The organism is Actinoalloteichus hymeniacidonis, assembly GCF_014203365.1.
In the GTDB taxonomy this organism is placed as follows: domain Bacteria; phylum Actinomycetota; class Actinomycetes; order Mycobacteriales; family Pseudonocardiaceae; genus Actinoalloteichus_A; species Actinoalloteichus_A hymeniacidonis.
Map to the genome: position 1 here is coordinate 1,384,582 of NZ_JACHIS010000001.1, position 20,576 is coordinate 1,405,157.

Annotated in this window: 18 protein-coding genes; 7 read left to right on the forward strand and 11 right to left on the reverse strand. The window is 66.1% G+C overall.

All coding sequences use genetic code 11. The annotated features are described in order from the left end of the window. Positions 1 to 7: 7 nt before the first annotated feature. The 3 genes from BKA25_RS06330 (at position 8) to BKA25_RS06340 (ending at position 3,270) form a co-directional block, all read left to right on the forward strand. On the forward strand, positions 8 to 1,327 hold the full coding sequence (locus tag BKA25_RS06330) for a sensor histidine kinase (RefSeq protein ID WP_084643312.1): 1,320 nt from the start codon (positions 8 to 10) through the stop codon (positions 1,325 to 1,327). Then, on the forward strand, positions 1,324 to 1,980 hold the full coding sequence (locus tag BKA25_RS06335) for a response regulator (RefSeq protein ID WP_069851366.1): 657 nt from the start codon (positions 1,324 to 1,326) through the stop codon (positions 1,978 to 1,980). The genes BKA25_RS06330 and BKA25_RS06335 overlap by 4 nt, the downstream gene beginning before the upstream one ends. Before the next feature lie 102 nt (positions 1,981 to 2,082). After that, the gene (locus tag BKA25_RS06340; protein WP_069851364.1) at positions 2,083 to 3,270 is read left to right on the forward strand and encodes an erythromycin esterase family protein; all 1,188 of its coding nucleotides are present in this window, start codon (positions 2,083 to 2,085) and stop codon (positions 3,268 to 3,270) included. A gap of 65 nt (positions 3,271 to 3,335) precedes the next feature. Here BKA25_RS06340 and BKA25_RS06345 read toward each other — a convergent pair whose 3' ends face one another. The 3 genes from BKA25_RS06345 to BKA25_RS06355 are packed head-to-tail and all read right to left on the reverse strand — an operon-like array spanning position 3,336 to position 4,776. Further along, positions 3,336 to 3,638, reverse strand: coding sequence for a hypothetical protein (locus BKA25_RS06345; protein WP_069851362.1), 303 nt, complete (start codon positions 3,636 to 3,638; stop codon positions 3,336 to 3,338). After that, positions 3,635 to 4,156, reverse strand: coding sequence for a hypothetical protein (locus tag BKA25_RS06350; protein WP_069851360.1), 522 nt, complete (start codon positions 4,154 to 4,156; stop codon positions 3,635 to 3,637). The genes BKA25_RS06345 and BKA25_RS06350 overlap by 4 nt, the downstream gene beginning before the upstream one ends. Then, entirely contained in the window at positions 4,153 to 4,776 is a 624-nt protein-coding gene (locus BKA25_RS06355) for a hypothetical protein (RefSeq protein WP_172803851.1), read from the reverse strand. Before BKA25_RS06355 ends, BKA25_RS06350 begins: the two co-directional genes overlap by 4 nt. A gap of 25 nt (positions 4,777 to 4,801) precedes the next feature. Here BKA25_RS06355 and BKA25_RS06360 point away from each other — a divergent pair, with 25 nt between their 5' ends. Together BKA25_RS06360 and BKA25_RS06365 are read left to right on the forward strand one after the other, a co-directional pair. Beyond that, entirely contained in the window at positions 4,802 to 5,743 is a 942-nt protein-coding gene (locus tag BKA25_RS06360) for a helix-turn-helix domain-containing protein (RefSeq protein ID WP_069851356.1), read from the forward strand. Continuing rightward, positions 5,721 to 5,906, forward strand: a complete 186-nt coding sequence (locus tag BKA25_RS06365; RefSeq protein ID WP_084643309.1) for a DUF397 domain-containing protein — start codon at positions 5,721 to 5,723, stop codon at positions 5,904 to 5,906. Before BKA25_RS06360 ends, BKA25_RS06365 begins: the two co-directional genes overlap by 23 nt. 76 nt (positions 5,907 to 5,982) lie before the next feature. Here BKA25_RS06365 and BKA25_RS28305 read toward each other — a convergent pair whose 3' ends face one another. From BKA25_RS28305 to BKA25_RS06385, 4 genes are all read right to left on the reverse strand, one after another. Beyond that, positions 5,983 to 7,089 carry a helix-turn-helix domain-containing protein gene (locus BKA25_RS28305; RefSeq protein WP_069851353.1) on the reverse strand — a complete coding sequence of 369 codons (1,107 nt, stop codon included), beginning with the start codon at positions 7,087 to 7,089 and terminating at the stop codon, positions 5,983 to 5,985. A 65-nt stretch (positions 7,090 to 7,154) separates the two neighbouring features. Further along, positions 7,155 to 7,817 carry a hypothetical protein gene (locus BKA25_RS06375; RefSeq protein WP_069851351.1) on the reverse strand — a complete coding sequence of 221 codons (663 nt, stop codon included), beginning with the start codon at positions 7,815 to 7,817 and terminating at the stop codon, positions 7,155 to 7,157. An 80-nt stretch (positions 7,818 to 7,897) separates the two neighbouring features. Beyond that, positions 7,898 to 8,662: a hypothetical protein gene (locus BKA25_RS06380; protein ID WP_157421211.1), complete on the reverse strand. Its 765-nt coding sequence runs from the start codon at positions 8,660 to 8,662 to the stop codon at positions 7,898 to 7,900. 80 nt (positions 8,663 to 8,742) lie between these two features. Further along, positions 8,743 to 9,978 carry a DNA sulfur modification protein DndB gene (locus tag BKA25_RS06385; RefSeq protein WP_069851347.1) on the reverse strand — a complete coding sequence of 412 codons (1,236 nt, stop codon included), beginning with the start codon at positions 9,976 to 9,978 and terminating at the stop codon, positions 8,743 to 8,745. A gap of 947 nt (positions 9,979 to 10,925) precedes the next feature. On the opposite strand from BKA25_RS06385, the gene BKA25_RS28310 reads away from it, so the two are divergent. Further along, positions 10,926 to 12,986, forward strand: a complete 2,061-nt coding sequence (locus BKA25_RS28310; protein ID WP_069851345.1) for a prolyl oligopeptidase family serine peptidase — start codon at positions 10,926 to 10,928, stop codon at positions 12,984 to 12,986. Positions 12,987 to 13,276: 290 nt separating this feature from the next. Here BKA25_RS28310 and BKA25_RS06395 read toward each other — a convergent pair whose 3' ends face one another. From BKA25_RS06395 to BKA25_RS06410, 4 genes are all read right to left on the reverse strand, one after another. Next, positions 13,277 to 15,064 carry a hypothetical protein gene (locus BKA25_RS06395; protein ID WP_069851343.1) on the reverse strand — a complete coding sequence of 596 codons (1,788 nt, stop codon included), beginning with the start codon at positions 15,062 to 15,064 and terminating at the stop codon, positions 13,277 to 13,279. Positions 15,065 to 15,322: 258 nt separating this feature from the next. Further along, positions 15,323 to 17,335, reverse strand: a complete 2,013-nt coding sequence (locus BKA25_RS06400) for a hypothetical protein (RefSeq protein ID WP_069851341.1) — start codon at positions 17,333 to 17,335, stop codon at positions 15,323 to 15,325. Further along, the gene (locus BKA25_RS06405) at positions 17,335 to 18,258 is read right to left on the reverse strand and encodes a hypothetical protein (RefSeq protein ID WP_069851339.1); all 924 of its coding nucleotides are present in this window, start codon (positions 18,256 to 18,258) and stop codon (positions 17,335 to 17,337) included. The genes BKA25_RS06400 and BKA25_RS06405 overlap by 1 nt, the downstream gene beginning before the upstream one ends. A 106-nt stretch (positions 18,259 to 18,364) precedes the next feature. Then, positions 18,365 to 19,018, reverse strand: coding sequence for a Crp/Fnr family transcriptional regulator (locus BKA25_RS06410; RefSeq protein WP_157421210.1), 654 nt, complete (start codon positions 19,016 to 19,018; stop codon positions 18,365 to 18,367). 267 nt (positions 19,019 to 19,285) lie between these two features. Between BKA25_RS06410 and BKA25_RS06415 the strand changes: the two genes are divergently transcribed. Beyond that, positions 19,286 to 19,951: a DUF6518 family protein gene (locus tag BKA25_RS06415; protein ID WP_069851335.1), complete on the forward strand. Its 666-nt coding sequence runs from the start codon at positions 19,286 to 19,288 to the stop codon at positions 19,949 to 19,951. Positions 19,952 to 20,576 lie beyond the last annotated feature (625 nt).

Genomic DNA, 20,576 nt, shown 5'->3' on the forward strand with positions numbered 1-20,576 from the left:
GGCGCCGATGAGTCATGGAGGGTTCGATGCCGCTAGGCGAGCCTGGCGCCTCGGCGGCACCATGATCGGCGCGCTGCGCCTGCCGAGGCGATTTGGCGGCCGAACGCCGACTGCCCGCGATGCCTCGGCCGCTTTCCTGCTGATCGGCGTGGTGTTGTTGTCGCGCATCGGCTTCGGGATGGCCAACGGCAGCGGGGAGTTCCCCGGTTCGTGGTCGGTGTTCCTGCTGGCGAATGTGCCGAGCGTGCTGGATCTCGCGACGATCGCCCTCCGGCGGCGTATACCTCGGACGGCGTTGGGCCTGGCGACGGCGGTGGTGATAGCGAGTTCGGCGCTGCCGACGGCCTTCACCGGCACCGGGGTGGGCGTGGTGGTCTGCGCCTACACGGTGGGGACGCTCCTCCCGCGTCGCGGCGTGATCCTCGCCCTGACCGGTTTCGGCGCGGTGCATGCGGTGGGTGGCGCCGTGGCGGTGAGCCTCGGCGTGTCGCTGACGCCGTTGTTGACCTTCCTGGGCAACGACGGCAGCACCCCGGTCCAGATTCTGTTGGCCTCGATGGTCTCCTACGGGATGCCCGGGCTGCTCGGCCTCTATATCCAGGCCCGCCGCTCCTACATCGCGGAGTTGTCTGCGCGGTTGTCGCGGGCCGATATCGAGCGTGAGTTGCGGGCGTCGGAGGCCGTTGCCGAGGAACGGCGGCGGATTGCCCGCGAGCTGCACGACGTCGCCGCGCACGACCTGTCGGCCATCATCGTGCAGGCGGGCGCCACGGACCGATTGATCGACGGCGATCCTGCGGCCGCCAAGGCGGCGTTACGCGCCATCCGCGCGCAGGGCCGCGAGACCTTGACGGCGATGCGCGGGTTGGTGGGGATCATGCGGGCGGGCGGCGAGCATCCGGATGACGAGGTATTCGCTCCGCAGCCGTCGATCGCGCGGCTTGAGGAGTTGGTGGCGGGTTCCCGGCGGCTCGGGATGTCCGTCGAGTCGGTGGTGTGTGGTTCACCGAGAACCTTGCCCGCAGTGATCGATCTGGCCGCTTATCGCTTGCTCCAGGAAGGTCTGACCAATGCGCGACGGCATGCGCCGGGCGCTCCGGTCACCTTGACCGTGCGCTATGAATCTGCGGCCTTGGTCGTGTCGGTGACGAACACGGCGGCCGTGCAGGCATCGGGGGTGGTTTCCGAGGTGGGCTCCGGGCATGGACTCGTGGGTATGCGGGAGCGGGTCCACCACGCGGGCGGCATGCTGTCCGCCGGGCCGATATCGACGGGCGGTTGGTGCGTCGAGGCGCGGTTTCCGCTGTCGGATCGGGATCGTCGATGACCATCGCTGTCGTGGTGGCCGACGACCAGGCCGTGGTGCGCGCGGGATTTCGCACGATCCTGGAGGTCGAGCCGGATATGACGGTGGTCGGTGAGGCCGCCGACGGGGCCCAAGCGGTGGCGGCGGCTCAACGGTTGCGCCCGAATCTGGTGTTGATGGATGTCCGGATGCCCGGTGTCGACGGGATCGCGGCTACCCGGACGCTGGCCGCGTCGAACCCGGACATCCCGGTACTGATCATCACGACCTTCGATCTCGATGAATATGTCTTCTCCGCGTTGCGGGCGGGGGCGGCGGGCTTTCTGTTGAAGGACACCGAGCCCGACGACCTGGTGCTCGCGGTCCGCGCGGTGGCCGCAGGCGATGGTCTGGTGTCGCCCCGCGTGACGCGCAGGTTGATCGCCGAGTTCGCGAGTTCGTCGCCCGCGCCGCCGACGAGTTCGACTTCGGTCGCGTTGACCGCCCGCGAACGCCAGACCCTGCTGTTGGTCGCCGAGGGCTTGTCGAACGCGGAGATCGCCGCATCCCTGGTCGTCAGCCCGTCGACGGTGAAGACGCATGTCGGCAACGTGTTGGCCAAGATCGGCGCTCGCGACCGGGTTCAAGCGGTGATCTGGGCTTATGAGCACGGCATCGTTCGTCCCGGCGCCTGACTGCGGCCAGCTGCCTACGGTGATTTGAGACTTACCGTCGGACGACCTCTCTCGAATCGGAGAAAGTCTCCACAGAGTACTTCAACGATATTATTGAATCTCATGAGTCAGGACATTCGAGACTTCGTGACCCCCGAGACCGGCCTGCTGGCGCTGGGCGAGCCCACCCACCTGGAGCCGGCGTTTCCGCTGGTCCGCAATGAGATCTTCGCCCGCTTGGTCGAGTTCGGCTTCCGATCGATCGCCATCGAGAGTGATCGAGTGGCCGCGCTGGCGGTGAACGATTTCGTGCTGCATGGCACCGGCACGCTGGATGCGGCGATGGCCGAGGGCTTCTCGCACAACTTCGGCCACATCGACGCCAACCGACAGTTGGTCGCGTGGCTGCGCGACTACAACAAGGACCGCCCCGAGGCCGAGCGGCTCGCCTTCCACGGCTTCGACGCGCCGATGGAGACGATGAGCGTGCCCAGCCCCCGGCGTTACCTCGAATATGTGCGGGATTACTTGGACCTGGATCTCGACATCGCGAGCCTGACCGGCGCCGACGAACTCTGGAGCAGGCAGGAAGCCGTGTTGGATGCGGCGTCCTCGCCTGGTGCGACCACCGAAGCGGAGAAGCTGCGCACCATCGCCGACGACATGCTCGTCGCGCTCCTGGGGCGGGCCCCGCAGCTCATCGCGACCACCTCGCGTCCCGAGTGGTTCCGCGCCAAGAACTATCTGACCGCAGGCCTCGGATTGCTGCGGTATCACCGGCAGGCGGCGCGAACCGGTGACCCGTCGACCCGATGGTCCGGCCTGAGCGGCACCCGAGACGCCTCGATGGCGCAGAACCTTCTCGACATCCGGGAGATCGAACAGCGCCGAGGCCCGACGCTGGTATTCGCCCACAATCTCCATCTTCAGAAGGCGGCCAGTTACATGCGGATGGGCCCGATGGAGGTGCACTGGTCCGGCGCGGGCGCGATCGCAAGCTCGTTGTTGGGCGAGCAGTACACCTTCGTGGCGGGCAGCGTGGGTCGCAGCGCGGCAATCGACCTGGGCGAGCCCGCGCCGGAAACCCATGAGGGCGAGCTGCAACGCCGGTTCGCCACCTGGGGTCTGACCGCTGCCGCCGAGCTGACCTCGACGCGGTCCCGCACCGACACCACCGTCGAACAGGGCTATTTCCCGCTCGACGAGGCGAACCTGACCGGCGCGGATTCCGTCTGGCATATCAACACGGGCACCGAGTTGATGCCGGAGAGCAGCGGGCTTCGGCTGCGCGCCCGGGAGGTCTCGTCCTGAGGTAATGGTTGCCCGCCGAGTCGGAGGTGGCTCGATCGCGCTCCGGCTCGGTGGGTGGCAACGGGTCAGCGTTTCCGAATCGGCGGGGTTCGCTCGGTACGCGACCGCTCGTTCTGTGGCTCCCGAGCGGGATTGCCGCGCAGCGCCCAGGCGTGGTCGGCGCAGGTGGGGCAGGTGACCTGCGGGCGAGTCTGGTCGCAGCGGGCGGCGTCGGTGTTGACGGTGAGAATCGCACCGCAGAACGCGGTGATCTCGGTGCCTGCGGCCGGTCGTGGTGGGGCGGCGGCGTGCCGATCGGAGAGCGCGGAGCGCGTCCGGACGACGGGTTCCCAGAAGAGCTGGGGATCGCCGTGCCAGCCTGGAATCACCGGCCGGCTCGCACGATGTGTAGGCCGCGGGTCCGGTTGATCGGCTCCCGACGGCGGAACTCGATGCGGGTGGCAGCAGTCGGATGCGGCGGCGGTGGCTCGACCGGCTTGGGCAGCGGATAGGGATCGACGAGGTCGATGGCGTCGATCAACGCGAGCACCAGTGTCGGCAGTTGGTCGAGCTCGATGCGCCAGCTGCTGCGGGGCGCGCCGTCGCCCAACACCGCGAGATCGACCCCCAGTCCGGGGTGGATGGTCAGCGACAACACACGGGGGACGAGCCCGCGGCCGAGCGCGGGCAGTCGGGTTTCGCCTGCGTGGCGGAGGTCGAGATTGTCGATCAACGAGCGGGTGGCGGTCGGATTGAGCGCGGCAAGTCCGCTGGAACGGAATCCCAGATCGAGCAAGACGCGATGCGCCGACCGGTCGACGGTGATCGCGATCGATTGTGGAACCCGGTGCGGGCCGGATTGTTCGGCGGGAACCAGGATGAACAGACTGGGATCGGGGTAGATCATGCGGCGCTCCTGATCGGAAGACTGAGGCTGCCGGTGAAGGCGGTGACATAGCCGGTGGGGCGCGGTGGCCGCGTCGATGGCGGTTGGGCGGGATCGGTCCGTTGCCCGAGATTCGAGCGGGGCGGTGGTTTCTCGGTGCAGCGCGCGACGATCGCGGCAACGCAGTAGAAGTCGTCGTCGGCAGGCTCGACGCCGTGGGATTCCCGCAGCAGCAGGGCATCGCCCGCCGACGGGTCGAACCGCGCGGCGTCGAAGGCGTGCCTGTCGTGGGGCGAGGGGTCGGACGGATCAAGCTCGTCGGACGCCTCCAGCGGGGCGGTATCCAGCGACGCGATGGTCAGTAACGCGTCGTCGAGGCGCTGCGCGGCGACCCGCGCCGCAGCCCGGCGGGACTCGGCGGGGCGTGAGGCCGGACGCGGGACACGCGGGGTCGAGGTGGTTCTGCGCTCGGTGTTGCGTGGTGCGCTCCGGGGCTTCGGAGCGGCGGATCTGCTGTCCGATGCGGCGCAGCTGGGTCGTTCGGGCGCCGGGCTGCCGAATGAGATCCAGATCAGCACCGCACCGAACACCATGAGCGCCAGCCCGCCCAAGGCAGTACCAACGAAGCCGTCGATCGGCATCACACCTCCTGAGTACAAACTCACTATGCTTGAGTTGGTATTCGGCGGGCAATCGCTCGATGGTGTGGATCTTTTAGGGAAAGGAGGCAGTAGCTTGTTGGCCATGAGCGGACTCAACAAATCGCCACGAGCACTGGCTTTGGGTTCGGATCTGGCAGAAGCGCGCATCAAGAGCGGCCTCAATCAGCGGGAAGCTGCGCAACGGTTCGGGTTTACTCAGGCCGTCATCGCCAGGATCGAAACGGGTAGGCGAGTGCCTACGCCGGACGAGTGCGCGGTGCTGCTGGGCATCTACTCGACCCCGTTGGCCGAACGTGAACACATCTTGGAACTCGCCCGGGATGTCGATCGAGAGACGTGGACGCCCGTCGGGAGTCGTCATGTGCCACGTCAGCTTGGTGCGCTGGTCAAATATGAGGCCGCAGCCACGGCCATCTGTGAAGTCAACCCGTTGGTGATTCCTGGTCTGTTGCAAACGTTCGAGTACGCTCAAGCGGTCATGTCGGCGGATCGACTCTCGCCAAGCGAGATAGACGCACGGGTTATGTTCCGCATGAACAGGCAGAAGGTTTTGCGGGGCGAGGAGCCGTCGAATTATCTGGCGATCATCGACGAGCTGGCCCTCATGCGGTTCGCGGGAGATTCGAGCATCATGAAAAACCAGTATGCCAGACTCCTTGAATGGTTGGACTTCGATCACATCGACATCCGCATAGTTCCGCGCTCTACCGGGTTCTACCCCAGCTTGGCTGGCGGCTACGTCGTATTGGAATTTGACGACGGCCCGCCTGTAGTGCACGTGGAACACATGGGACAGGGAACATGGTTGCACCAAGCTAAATACACGAAACCGCTGCTGTCTGCCCGCTCCTCGACGCTGAAGATCGCGCTTGACTCGGATTCCTCCAGGGATTTGATTGCCGCTTATGAAAAAGGAGAAAGTAATGGAAAAGCTCCGGTGGCGTAAGTCAAGTTGGAGTTCGACTAGTATTTCCTGTGTGGAGATCGGGTGTTCCAGTCAGTCGATTGGCATCCGGGACACCAAGAACAGGTCGGGTGGGATGTTGCAGGTCGACAGATCCGCCTTTGCCGCCTTCGTGGCCTCGGTGAAGGCCGACCGGCTGCGCTAGCGGGTAAGCAATCGGCCCGCCTGTCTCCGCGATGGACAGAGCGGGCCGATGCTTCGGTGAAGAGCGTGTTTCGCCATCACGGCACCAGCCGCAGGCCCGTCCCGCCGGGGTGCCAGTCCGGCGCCGCGCCGTTCATTCGCGAGGTGCCCTCGGTGGACACCGCCGTCACCACCAACCCGAAGACCAGGCTGTTCAGCTCTTCCATGTCGATGGCCAGCGCGGCGGCGATCTCCTGCGGACCGCTCCCGTGCTCCCGCAACGCCCGAAACGCCTTGGCCAACAATTGCGAGCCCTCACGGGGCACGCCCCCGGGCTCGTCCCGGCGGAATCCGCGTCTGCTCAGCTCCCCGCACACCGTGCGGTACTGCCAATCCGACAACAGTTCCAGGTCGTGCAGGCGGTAGGTCAACGCCAATGCCGATACCCGCCAGCGGGACCGATACTCGACGACCTGATCCACCAACGGTCCGCGAGAAACCCGAGCCAGCACGTCCGCGCGTGGCAACAGGAAGGCCGCCGCGAAGGCGTTCGCCTCCGATTCCGCGCTCGGCCCGTCCAACGCGGGCGCGCCCGCATGCAACACCAGGTGCCCCAATTCGTGGGCGGCGTCGAAGCGGCAGCGTTCGGGCGACTTCGCCGTCGACAGGAAGACGAACGGCCGCTCGCCCTGCCAGAACGAGAAGGCGTCGACCTCGGCGCACTCACCTGGAACCGAGAACACCCGCACGCCCCGCGACTCCAACAGATGCACCATGTTCGGTGCGGGCGCGTGCCCCAGACCCCACTCGGCACGGACCATCTCCGCCGCCGTCTCCGGATCCGGCCGATGCAGGCTCGGCAATCCCGTGATGGGCAGCGCGAACCGGATGTCCAACCAGCCCGAGATCTCGGTAGCCAATTGCCCCGCGCCCAACGCCGCACCCCGCAACCGTCCGGGGAGCTTGCTCGGCGCCCGGAACGACACCGCCGCACCCGGCAACTCCGCGACCTCGGGTCGGAAGAAGAACTCCGCCGGGAAGCCCAGCGCATCGGCCAGCCCGTGCACCGTCGCGACCGTCGGCCGTTGCCGGTCGCGTTCGTAGTTGCTGACGCTCTGCGCGCTGACGCCGACCTTGCGTGCCAGCTCGGCAGCGGTGAGCCCACGCCTGCGGCGGGCGAGCGAAATCCGGGATGCGGTCACCATGACCCGGTCATTCTCACCAAACACGGCCGGTGACAACAGTTGCCCTGCCGCAGACGTGGGAGCGGTCACCGCAGGGGGATTTCGAAGTCGAGCTCGTCCGGATCAGCTGGATCACCCGGCCGAATCGAAGGACCGGCGTTCGGCCGGAAGTCCAAAGGCGGCAGTGGGAAGCGCTCCGCCCAGTCGGTGATCTTCCTAGCACCGTCGATGGGCTTGGGCTGCGAGAACTCGGCCCTGACCTGGTGTTCGATGTCGTTCCACCACGTCACGAGAAACCACACCTTCAGCCCCGGGATCGGCGCCGTCGGTGTGGACGAATCACCAGTGGCGGGGTCGAACAGCGCGAATTGGGAGGGTCCGGGGTTGTCGTTCTCCAGCGTCAACTCTGCGGTCCGCGTGCCACTGTCATAGCGACTCGTCAGAGGCGCGTTCCGGTCGCCCGTTCCGGCGTCGCCTTGGAGGACACCGAGCGCCATCGGCACCTTCGGATGGCGGGAGAACGGCGCACCGTGGTGGTCGAGAAGAGACCACCCTCGGCCCAAGAGGGTCTCGCGCAGGGTGCCGTGTCGGTGGGTCCAGTCCGCATAACCCTTCGACGTTTCAACGGCGCTCGGCGGGACGGCCCGCCGAGCGTTGATGCCTGCCCAGATCGCATCCTCGAAATCCTGCGGTGTCAGGTCGAACTCGGCCAGCTTCTTCTCGGTCCGCCGGTACAACTCGTCTGACACAAGACCTCCCGGATTGGCTTATGAAAACGGTACCGCATGTGAGGTAGTGGATTCATAAGCAATGGGAGGGGGTCGGAGGATTAGTGGTTCCGCCGGCGACGAGGCCGGACGGCGCGCTTGCCCTGCGGATATCGACGTGTGGTCCTCGATCCTTTCGTTTCCTCGGGCGTTGGCCGATCGTCGGTTTCCTGCGGTGGCGGCGGATACCCGGGTTCTTCCGGGGCGGCAGCGGCCTCCCGCGCCACCGCCATCCGCATCCGCATGGCTCCATTGCCGAACCGCGGCCGCCGCCCGACCAACCGCAGCGGCCTGTGGACCTGCCGTTCCCTGATCCAGCGTCGCTTCCCGACCGCTTCGGCAAAGGCGTGCGCGACCTCGTAGGCATCGCCCAGCTTTCCGAGGACCAACACGATGAACGCTACGAAGATCGCCTGCGCACCGCGAAAGGAGTCCGGCACGAACAGCTGCGTCGCGACGATCCCGACCAGGTTCGGCAGCACACCAAGGGTGTACTTCGCGGCGAGCTTCCTCAACGCGTGGAACTGCGGTGCCGTCGCCCCGAAGAACGGTGCGGCGACGCATCGCGACCACACCGTCGAGAGCGGGAAGCACACGACGAACAGGCTCACGATGAAGAAGACGTCCTGACCGTTGCGCGCCGGGATCGCCAACAGACCGACCGTGGTCAGCAGCATCATCAGGTCGACCAGCCGGATGAACGGATACGCCCGCCAGGGCCGCTTCCTCGGCGCGCGTAAGCCCGGACCCGCCTCGGGGTGGCGCCGCCGCCTGCGATCCCGCCTGTGGTGCTTGAGTCGGCGGGCGAGTCGAGACAGGACATTCATCGTGTGGTTCGGCTCCGGGCGTGCATGCTCGCCACTGCCGTCGGCCGACGGGCCGACGGCAGTGGCGTAGCCAGGTGGGTCTACAGGTAGGCGGGCGGCGAGTGGTACCACTTGGTGAGCACCCCGACCAGATGTTGCAGGTTCTGAGTCAACATCGACGGCGACGATTGGCCGAGTGAGAAGTCGCTCTTCGTCTCATGACGAAGCCAGAAGCTCTCTCCGGAGATCGGCGCATTCATGTGCGGGCTGAGCCGTGAGAAGAACACCGCGATCTCCTCGGCGGGGACCCCCGACTCGGTCAGCTGGTGATACGTCCCGGCCAAGACACGGAGCATCCCCACCGAACCCAGCAGCGAGTTCCGACGCAGTTCCAACGGGGGCAGCGTGCGCTCGGCAACCGCGTCCAACTCCGGGAACGCCGAACAGATGCAGTCGAGGAAGCCGTGGATCTTCTCCACGAGCACCTCGTCGGCGATCTCGGCCTCGCGCTTGCGGCCCATCCGCCCCGCCACTCCGACGGCGACGCCCCTGGTGAGGTCGGCGACATGCTTGGCCCCCAGCAGATTGGGGTTCCGCGCAGTCATGCGGTCCTGTTCCAGGTCGACGCGGTCCTTCAGCAACGCATGGCTGACGACCCGGTCGAGAATGCGGTTCGCGACCTTGGAGCTGTCGAACCGCGATCGCAGGGCGCTGGAGATGCCCTTCGCATTGTCGGCCACGTCGACGAACATCTGCCGCGCCTGGATGTTGTTCGGCTCGACATAGATGTCCAACCCGATGGATTCACGCTCCAGCCTGGCCAGCTGGTCGGTCAGCGTGGTCCTGGCCGCCTTGAGTACCGGGATCTTCTCCGCGCGAACCGCCTTGGCAAGTTCACGGTCGAGTTTGGTGAGCTGGTCGCCGATGTCCTTGAGCGCCAGGTGGATACCGAGCACACGGTGCTGACCATCGATGATCAGCAGCGGCGAGACCGAACCGATCGCCCACGGAACCGAGAGGTAACCGACCGCATCGGTCTCGCTGCCGGGCACCGCTTCGAAGACGCAGCCGCCGTTGTCCCTCACCAACAGGGTGGGCGCGACCCACGACTGATTCTGTAGGACGTAATCCCCGAATCCCCTCGCGTGCTTCGGAGTGACCTTGCGGTTGTCCGGGTCCGGCTCCTCGACGCTGGGTACCGGTAACACCTGATCGAGGCTGGTCAGCGGAATCCGCAGGCTGTACACGACTCGGCCGCCCTGCGCGGATCGGCTGGCCAGATAGGTGCTGGAGCGCCGAGCACCGCTGAGCCGAGAGGAGTCGATGGAGAGAGACAAGAAGTACCCCCTGGGAAGACACCGTGATCCCGAATTCTTCCGGATCAAGGACTGTGAACGGATAAGAATGCGCGAGCGTCGAGGCCGAAGGCAAGCCGAGTTAGTTTTGCTTGTTCAAGCAATCACATTCCGGGCAGGCATGTGACTCGATCGTGCCGGTCAGAAAATTTCATACCGAGTCGCTTGGTGGGGGTGTGGGTCGCATTTCCCGAGTTGCTTGTCGGGGCGATCTCTCGGCGATCCCGTCGAGCGCGTGATCCCCGTTGGGTTCGTCAGCGCGGATACGGGTAGTTCGGCGGTGGCCCAGGCGGTCCCGGCGGCCCATACGGTCCAGTGTGGCCAGGCTGTCCGTACGGGGCGGGGTACTGGTACGTGGTGGTGACCTCCTTGCGTTTCACCACCGATCGGATGATCGGCAACGGTGCGTAGACCACTGAGAACCAGGCGCCGAGGGTGATGATGGACATGAAGATGTGGAAGCCATGGGCAGTATTCTTGCGGTATCGCGTTACCTGATGGTGATACACGATCGCCCCTTTTCTTCTCCCTATCATCGGCTGCCGGTGCGGCGCGTTACACGGATCGCCCTGCTAAGTCCGACGCTCTCGAAAACTGCGGCGAGCGCGCGATTTTCGGCGCCGGAATCAGCCGCTGCGACCGGGATGGTGTCGTGAGCCGGGCTCTCTTGGGCGAGTCCGGATCAGCGATGGGTGCATTGATGGCCATTTCGATCCGCGTGCAATAGCAATACTGATTGCGTCCGCAACTTGTCGGATCGAGTCTGGCGCAATCAGTGCGTACCCGGCGGGCAGGCTTGGTTGAAAACCCGGCCCGACCGAACCGTCGTGCAGACCAACACAGAGTGAACGCGCACCATCCGCAGACCGAAGGCGCCGTTCACCGCTTGAGCTCTGGATCCCTCCCGGATACCGGTGGTAACAAGATGTGTGATCAACGACTCCGACACCACCGGTCATCCCGTCTGCCCCTACGCCGATCTCGATGCTTATGCGGAGCTTCCCCGGCTCGCCGATCTTCGGTTATCACCCGGTGGGACCAGGCTCGTCGTCGGAGTGGCGATGCTCGATGCCACCAAGACTCGGCACATCAGCACGCTATGGGAAGTGGATCCGAACGGTGTCGAGCCCGCCCGCAGGCTGACCCGTAGCGAGAAGGGCGAATCCGCCGCCGGGTTCACCCCCGACGGCGACCTGCTGTTCGCCTCCAACCGACCCGCACCGGGCGCGACCGAGGATGCCGACGCGGCCGCGTTGTGGGTCCAACCCGCCTCCGGCGATGCGCAGGTGATCGCAGATCCGCCCGGTGGCGTGCACGGCGTCCTCGTCGCTCCCACGGGCACCGTTCTGTTCGGCTCGGGATTGTTGCCCTCGGCGGTCGACCTCGCCGAGGACGCGGCGCTGCGTACCCGGCGAAAGGACACGAAGGTCTCGGCGATCCTGCACGAGGAATACCCGATCCGGCACTGGGATCACGACATCGGTCCAGACCGCACCCGGCTGTTCGTGGCCGAGATCGGAACGGGACCCTCCGATGCGCAGCTGACACCACGCGATCTCACCGGACACGTCGGTCGGGCGCTCGGCGATGGGTCCGACTGGGATCTCGCCCCCGACGGTAAGACCGTGGTCAGTACGTGGATCGTGCCCGAGGTGACCGCCGCTCAACGGTTCACGCTCGTTGCGATCGACGTGGCCACCGGCGCTCGTCGGATTCTGGCCGATGACCCCGGTCACGAGTACGAATCACCGAGGATCTCCCCGGACGGCACCCAGGTCGCGGCCGTTGTCCGTCGACGATCGACACCGAAGGATGCGGGGGACACCTGGCTGGCGGTCTTCCCGGTGGCGGGTGGGCCACAACGCGACCTGACGTCGGAATGGGACCGTAGGCCCAACGCACCTCGCTGGACGCCCGACGGCACCGCGTTGATCCTCGCCGCCGATGACAACGGCCGGGCGCCGCTATGGCGGGTGGACATCGCCACGGGCAAGCCCACCCGGCTCACCGAGGACGATGCCGCTTACAGCGATATCGCGCTGTCGCCCGACGGGGCATGGCTCTACGCGTTGCGGTCGGCCATCGGCGCTCCACCGGCCCCGATCCGACTCGCCATGATTGAGGGCGCCATCCCCGAACCGCTGCCCGGCCCCGCCGAGGCTTTGGGCAGGATCGCTCCGCCCCCCGGTCGGCTCACCGAGATCACCGCGACGGCATCGGACGGCACCGCGCTGCGTGCCTGGCTCGCTTTGCCCGGCGGCGCTGGTCCGGGCGCTCCCGCGCCGCTGCTGCTGTGGATTCACGGCGGTCCGGTGATGTCGATGAATGCCTGGTCTTGGCGGTGGAATCCATGGCTGGCGGTGGCCAAGGGCTACGCCGTCGTGCTGCCGGATCCCGCGCTATCCACCGGTTATGGGCGAGATTTCATCCAACGCGGCTGGGCCGACTGGGGCAACGAGCCCTTCACCGACCTGATGACACTGGCCGATGTCGCGGCGGACCGATCCGACATCGATGCGGACCGCACCGCGGCGATGGGCGCCTCCTTCGGCGGCTACATGGCCAACTGGGTCGCGGGCCATACCGACCGCTTCGCCGCGATCGTCACCCACGCCTCCGACTGGATGTTGGCCGACGCCAACGAGTCCGGCGATGTCGCACACGAATTCACCCGTGAGATGACCTGGGAGGACGGCGATCGCAACTCCCCGCATCACGCCGTCGACCAGATCACCACGCCGATGTTGGTCATCCACGGCGACAAGGACTACCGGGTCCCGATCCACGAGGGCATCCGCCTGTGGCGGGACCTGCTGGTCCGATCCGCCGACGACAACGGCGTGACCCCGCACAAGTTCCTCTACTTCCCCGATGAGAACCACTGGATCCTCGCCCCGCAGCACACCAAGCTCTGGTACGAGACGGTCTTCGCCTTCCTCGATCATCATGTGCACGGCAAGCCGTGGCGTAGGCCGGAGATCCTCGGCTGATCAACGAGGTGAGTGCCCTCGGCCGACGGTGCGGACCGGCGGCCGAGGGCATTCCCGTCGGCATCGCCGGGTTCGGTGGCCGCCTCCGGTGCCCAGGTTGTCAAATGCCGCAATCGTGTCAGTGTTGAATGAATTCAATGCGTTGCCGCATCGAGCTGGGAGACCGCTCCGACCGCGCGGTCCTCCGCTTCGTGTCCTCGGTGGTGCCGATACCGAAGATCGACACCACCTTCCGCTCCGCTCGCGGGCTCGCCCGACATTCCGGCGACAGGCCGCAGCGGTGGGACGAATCAGCGCGACGGGGGACCCTGATGGGCGCCTGCCATTGCCTCTCGGCGGGGTGGTCTGCACGTGCTGAGCAATCTCGGCCTGCCCGACTGCTGCTCGCCTGCCGCGCCCACGTTTAACCCGGATCGACCGGCTCGCTGCCGCGCCCGAATGGTCGCCGCGAGTTCGGCCTCGACCGTGTCGACCCGCATCGAGACCTCGGACCAGGCGCGCACCAGCCGGGCATCCGGGCCGTGGTTCCTGGCTGCGGCCGCGAGCGGGCTCAAGGCGATCCGTCGCTCATCACGCCACCGCCGATCGCGGTCCAACCGTTCCTCGGCGTTTCGCACCATTGCCTCGAAGGCAGGGCAGAGCACGAAGGTGGCTAGTTCCCGGGCGGTGGCGCGCAATCCCGGATCGCCGCCCAACCGGGAGGGGCTGAGCAGGTATCTCGCGATCACGTCGGCGGCTAGCGGGCCTTGGCCGTCGATGCCGGTGGTGAGTCGAATGAGCGTCATCAACTCGAGAGCCACCAATAGATCGAAGTCGGCCAACGCCGACCGCAGCTCGACAGCCTCGGTCGATCGCAGGAGCGCCGGGTCGCAGTCGCCATTGAGCCGGGTCAGCCAGCGCGGCGTGGTGGACCCGAGCGGGGACACGGCCCGATTCGCAGCGTCCGCCTTATCGACACCATCGGGTCGGCCAACGCTGGCGGCTTCCGCTTCGGCGTGCTCCCAGCCGTCGATGGCTGCGAGGACGCGGCTCGCGAGCCGACGAGCCCGATCGATCAGGTCGTCGTCGATCCGAGGCAGCGCACGGGCATCGGGGGACAGCCCGGCCTGGTACCACCAGCGGTCGATATCGGTGTCGACATCCGGCCAGGGTGGCAACGGCAACGACTCGACATTCGGCCGTTCATGTCGTCGATCGACCGACTCGAGTGCGATCCTGGCCTCCATCGAGCACCGCTGGAAGGTCTCCAGTGCGTTCGACACGCGCCGCACGGATGCATCGACGGCGGCTCGTAGCGCCAGTACCGCCGGGCCCAGGATGGTCGGGTCGGCCGGTTCGTCGGCGTTGCCCCACCGGAGCGTGGCGTCCTGGTGGTCGCCGAGCTGCGGACGAAGGAAGTGTTCGTACAGCGGCGGTTCGCTGGAATGACAGCCCGCTCCGGGCGCTGACGGCCGACCTGCGTCGCCCACCGAAACGGCTAGCTCCATACCGGCGGACAGCGAGGTGCCGAGACGCGGAGAAATCGGGAGCGTGGTGCCCGGAAACTGATGAGCCGGGATGGACACGGCGCGGGAGAGCGCGTCCTGGTCGATATCGGATGCAGCGTCGAGAAGCGGCTGTCGGGCGATGGTTGCCAGGTCGGTCGGGGCACCGGTCGCGCCGCGTTCCACCTGCTCGCCGGAACGGCGGATATCGGACTGACCTGCGGTGACGGCGATGCCCACTGACCACAGCAGACAGGGCGTCGATTCGTCGCAGCCAGTGGCCGTGGACGCTGCGGTGGCCGCCAGTCTCGTCGCGATCTCCAGCAACGTGCGCCAACTCGACGGAGTCTCATCGGCGCGACAGTTCATTAACCGGCGGGCAATCGTCTCGCGAATCTCATCGAAGGTGACCGCGTTCGCACCAGAGCCGTCCTTGTCCAGCAGGCGAGCTGTCGAATCCGCTGCTGCGCGATGAGAACCGCCCAGTACCTCGGGCCGGACGTCCTCGGCGGAGACCGATCCGCCGACCGGTGGGTCTACCGTGCCGTCGGCGGTTGCCGACCACTCCTGTGACGGCACCATGACCGCGGTCATCGCCGTTCTTCGGCACCGAGACGAGCCCCGATGCCGATGTCGATTTCACAATGTTCCATCTCTGGTAATTCGTCCACTGAACCAGGAAAGTCAAGTCGCCCGATCTGGTGATCAACAAGGAATCAAGGCCGGTTGTGCGGCCGAGCCCGGGTCTGCCCGCACGACGTTCCATCGGGGACGGGCAGACCGAGGCCCGCATCGGGATGTGCGGCTGGACGGTCGCCACTGCACATCGGTCGAGCAATTCAGGTCGACGGTTCAGCCGCGCCGATCCGCCCGCCCATAGGCCTGGAGTATCCGAGCCATCTGAAGCCCCCGCTGCGGAAAGCGCGTCACATAGGCCCAGCGGAACTTCGTCCGAGGCCACCAGCGTGAATCCGGCAGCACGAGCCGCATCATCCTGCACAACCGAGCCTCGTGTATCTCGTGGCCACCAGCCAACGTGCTGATCTGGCTGATCGCCTCATCGCCGAACACCGATGGGTCGTGCACCAACCTGGTCAGCAGGGTCGCCGTCAACGACTCGGTCTGCTGCGCAGTCCGTGAGGCATCGACGTCCGGCGGTGGCCCGGTCAGCAGGATCCGGTCGTCCTGCGGATTGAAACCCAGCGCCCACAGGAACGTGGCGAACGCGACCTGCTGTTGGCCTGCACGGTTCACGGCGGGATCGGTCCATCGGCTCAACGCCGTGAGCACCGCCGACCGGCTCTTCTCGTCGGCGAGCAGTACCAAGAGGCTGCGCACGACGTTGTTCCGCAGCTGAGGGTTGGGAGCCTGCGCCAATCTCGCCAACCGCTGCAGCGACTTGGGCAGATTCTCCTTGCCATAGGAGGTACTCAGCATCAGCGCGGCGGTAGTCCGCACCATCACCTTGGTGTCGTTGTGGACCCAGTCGTCGACGAGGGTCTCGACCATCTCCGTCAACTGCGGGTTCCTGGCCAGCCGTCGAAGTGCCTGCGCAGCCAACTCACGACTCGACAGGCGTTGGTGAGACGCCAGACTCCGAATGCGATCCAACGGCCGATGCGCCGGGACATCCTTGGTGACCAGGCAGAGGGCGTTGACACAGGCCAAGCGGAACTCGGTCGGGAAGTTCGGTGCCGACATCCAATCGAGCAGGACCGGCCGCACCCGGTCGTAGTGTCGCCAGACGTAGGTCAGGATCGCCGCGCCTCGTTCCGAGGACAGGAATCGCACCGTCTCGTCCTGCAGACCCGGGTGGCGCGGGTGCTCGATGATGTCGCCCCGGGCTTCGATGCGTCGCAACAGACCCGACCGGGAGGTCTCGAAGATCGGTATCGTCGCAGGGGGTACCCCGTCGATGGACTGCTGAGCCTTGTTGATCGCCTCCAGCAGCGACCGCGCCAGGTCGTACACCGGATCCATCGCTCGGTTCTCGAAGAACGCCACGGCGATCGCCATCGAGATCTCCATCGGCGTGCGTTCGACGGAGAACCAGCGTTCGACGGTGGCATTGCGGTGACCTCGGAAGGAATCGAGCGTCTCGCGAATCCGAATCGGGTCCGCGCCCGCCGCCATCAGGGCGTCGGCGACCTGTACCGCACGTCCTGGGGACGTGCCGGGCCGCAGCAGATCCTCCTCGTTCTCCTTGGCCAGGCTGATGATCTCCTCGGCCCGGCAGGCATCCCGGTGGCCGACGATCGCCGAGAAGACATCCATCGCAGCAGGAGGCGACAACCGCACCTGGGTGGAGTCCAATTCGGAGGGAAGGTAGAAGGCGTCATCCGGAATCAGGATGAGCAGGCCGCCCTTCGCCCGTACCGCACTGGCCAACCTGCGGAAGCCCGGCTCGGACAAGGCGCTGTGGCCGTTGACCGCGCACAGCTCCCACAGGTAGGCGTGTCCCTGCTCGAATCGCGGTTCGACGGTGAGGGTCCGGTGCGGGTCGAGTTCGACCACCACCCTGGGCCGGTACTCCGCGAGCAGTCGTTTGGCGGCGAACTCACGGCCGCTGCCCTCCCCGCGCAGCGCCATGACGCCGGTTCTGCTCAGCAACCTCCGGGCGTCCTCGTATCCGCCGGGTTCGATGAACGGTGTGCCGTCGGCCATCTCATCCCGGCTCAACACCCGATCCCAGGGCTTGGCCTCGACGAAAAGCTCGGTGTAGTTCCACGTCTGGTTGCCGTGGATCGTGTCGGCCTGGACCCCGTGCGAATCGCCCTCCACCTGGAACCTCGAATAGCGTTCCGGGAAGAAGACCTTCTCCTTCTGATCGAGTTCCTCGGCCTGCTGGGGCCGATCCTCGGTCATCATCGGCCGCCGAAATTGATGTCGCCGTGGATGTTGTCGGCCTGCACGCCGTTGTTATCCCCCCGAACGGCGAACTTGGCGACCGTGGTGTCACGGCCTGCGGTGTTTCCCGACGCGGTCGCGTTGAACGTGGTGCTGGTGAACTGGTTGTGATCGCCCGAGATTTGATGCCCGTGCACCGCCGCCTGATTAGTGAAGTTGCGACCGCCGGACACGGTGGTGGGCGGTCGCGGGCTGGGCGGTTCCGGAGCCGACGGCGCGTTCGTCGGACCGGGTGCCTCGTCGTTGCGGTCGGCGCTGGGTGCCGCGGCCTGGCGGGCGAACTCGGTGATGCTGAACGCATCGAAACCGGGCACCCGAATCCACGCCCGACCCGGGCTGGCCTTCTCCTCGAGGTGCACGGCGGCGAAGTCGTGGCTGTTCAATCCGGTCAACCAGCCATCACCGAACACTGCGCGATGTACCCGGTCCGAGAGGATCAAACCGCTGTGCGGCGAACCATCGGAGCGCAAGCCCGAGCACCGCGCCAGGATGGCTTTGAACAGATCGGCATTGAGCAGCCGTGCCCGGTCGATGGCCGGTCCGTAGTAGCCGAGGGTGTCGGGCAATGCGCCGAGCTCGACGGCCAGCCGGAGTCGGACCGAGGGGCGGAACCGCGCATTGCGTTGCGCGGCGAGTTCATCCAATCGGGTGGCCAGCAGAACCACAGCGGGTAGATGAGTGGCCGGGAAGGCCAACAACCTGCCGTCGCCGGTGTGCTGATCCTCGGTGCTCATGACGTCGACCAGCGCGGTTCCGGCCATCCCCGCTGTCAACAGGGCCGCCAGAATCCCAGGCAGGTCGCGTCGTTGTTCACCGGGGTATTCCGAGGAATCGATCAGATCGACGCCCAACAATGCCCGCTGTTCCGGCATCGTGCTCACCAGGTACCTCCATCGAAACGCCGGTTGTTCACACCGGATCGCCGGGAAGTCTTGGGCAGGATCGTGTTGCCGTCTCCCGGAAAACCGGGATACGGACCGATGTTCTTCACACGCCGGAGGTCTTTTCCAAGTACCGGGCGAGCGCGATGCGATCGGGGATCAGGAACCACAATCGGGCGGTCGAGACCAGCCCCGCCTCGCGCAAGACGTTGAGGACCTCTTCCACCGATTTCGGTGATGCGGAGATGTATTGCGCGAGTTCCTGCTGGCTGATCCCCCGGATCTCGGTGCCCTTCGAGGTGGTCGTGCCGGGTTCCTCCGCCCAGTCGAGCAGCTGATGGACCACCCGGGCCCGTACCGTCTTCGTGGCGACGGCAAGCTGCCTGCGATCCGCCTGCCGCAGGCGTTCGTAGAGCGTTTGGTTCACCCACTGCACCACGGCCGGATCAAGCTGGTGCAGCCGACGAAAGGCCTCGCGGCCGATACTGACGGCCTGGACACGGTCCCGCGCGATCACCGTCGCACTACGCGGCTCGTCCTGGATGACACCCAGTTCACCGATCAGCGCCCCGGCACCGTAGAAGCCGATCATCAATGCGGCTCCGGTCGGATCGTTGAGCATCACCTTGACCGTGCCCGATTCGATCAGCAGGACCTCGGTACTCACGCTGCCCTCGTGGATCAGAGTTTCGCCCTGTACGTACGACTTGGGTCGACCCACTTCGCGCAGCCGCGCCCGTACGGCCATGGTCGATCCCACTCCACGTCCTTTGTGGTTCACGGTGTGGATTCTTGCGAACGCACTCGGTAAAGAGCACGGCCGTTCGGGTGATGCGAGTGGATCTTGGGGGAGTCAGCGAATCCCCTGATGTCGATGGTGGCGTGCGCGGTTCGCCGCCGGGTCCTCGCGCGGCAGTCGGTCCATGGTGCGCCCGGGGATCGAGCGGGCCGAACGGTGGATGTAGCCTGAGGGTATACACCGCGTGTATAGATCGATGTCTCTTCGGATGCCGGTCGGGGCGCGAGGATGGTGAGGAGAGGGCGAGACCTGGTCATGGATCTGCAATCACGGCACGATTCCGGCGCGTCCGTACTCGCTTCGACCGGGCGAATCGTGTCGGTGTTCGCGGGCGGGCTCGCGGTCGGCGTGGGCACTTTCTTCGGGCAGGGTTCGCTACCCGCGTTGCTGAGTCAGGCGTTGGCGAACTCGGGTGCGAGCTGGTCGGTGGCCACGTTCCTACTGGTGGCCTTCCTGGTGGCTGCCGGACCTTGGTCGTCGGCGATTGCGGGAATCCTGGCCATGGTCGGCATGGTGCTCGGGTACTACGGAACCGCCACGATCGTGCTGGGGACCAGCGGCGGGCGATGGATGATCATCTGGTTGCTGGTCGCCTTGGTGGCGGGCCCGGTGTTCGGGCTGGCCGGTTACTGGTGGCGGGTGCGACGACCGGGATTCGAGATCGCGGGAATCGCATTGCTGGGCGGGGTCTATCTGGAGGAGGCCGGTCGAATCCTGCTGTCCGGTCCGCAGGACTATCCGTTCCAGGGACCCGGATGGCTCGCTTTGGTGATCGGCGTGGGCATTCCGCTGCTACTCGGTCGATCCTGGCGCAATCGAGGTATCGCGCTCGTCGCGGCATTGCCCGTCGCCTTGCTGATCCACTTTGTATTGATGGTGTTGCTTCCGGGCTGATCTGCCGGGTTCGACGAGTGAATGGCCGCGCCTTCGTCGTGGTTCGGGGGCGCAATCGGGCCGCAGGCCCCCAGTTCACACCTTGGAGTGCATCGACCTGGGAGTCCTTGCCTTGATCGGTCGACTCCGTGCATTATTCGAACATGCGTTCGAGAATGATTGACTGTGTCCTGTTGAGCGGCTTCGCGCTCAGTCTGGCGATCTCGTTGCCACTGCTCGTGCGTCGGCTGGCGAGTAGGCGACTGCGGGTCGCCAGTGGTTCGGAGGCCCGCTTCGGTTCGGATCTCGGTCGGAATGTCGAGGATCGTGTCCACTCGCCCGATTCGCAGCACGGCGCTTCCGCTGTGTTGGGCGATATCGCTCATCGGTCGAAGCGCACTGTGGTGTGTCGCTTCCGATTCCTGGTGGCCGGTGGAGATCGGAAGCGTTCGTCGGTACCTCCACGGCGGGCGCTTCCGAGACCGATATCAGGTCCACGGCCCGTCGTAATGCGGCGATGGCGATGCACGCCCGTACGTCGGCTGCATCGGCACCGGAGACCGGATCTTTGGCCCGGTCCTGGCTTAGACAACGCAGTGAGAGGGCGTCCGACATCACGGTCGCCGTCGGTGTGGTGGGTGTCGTC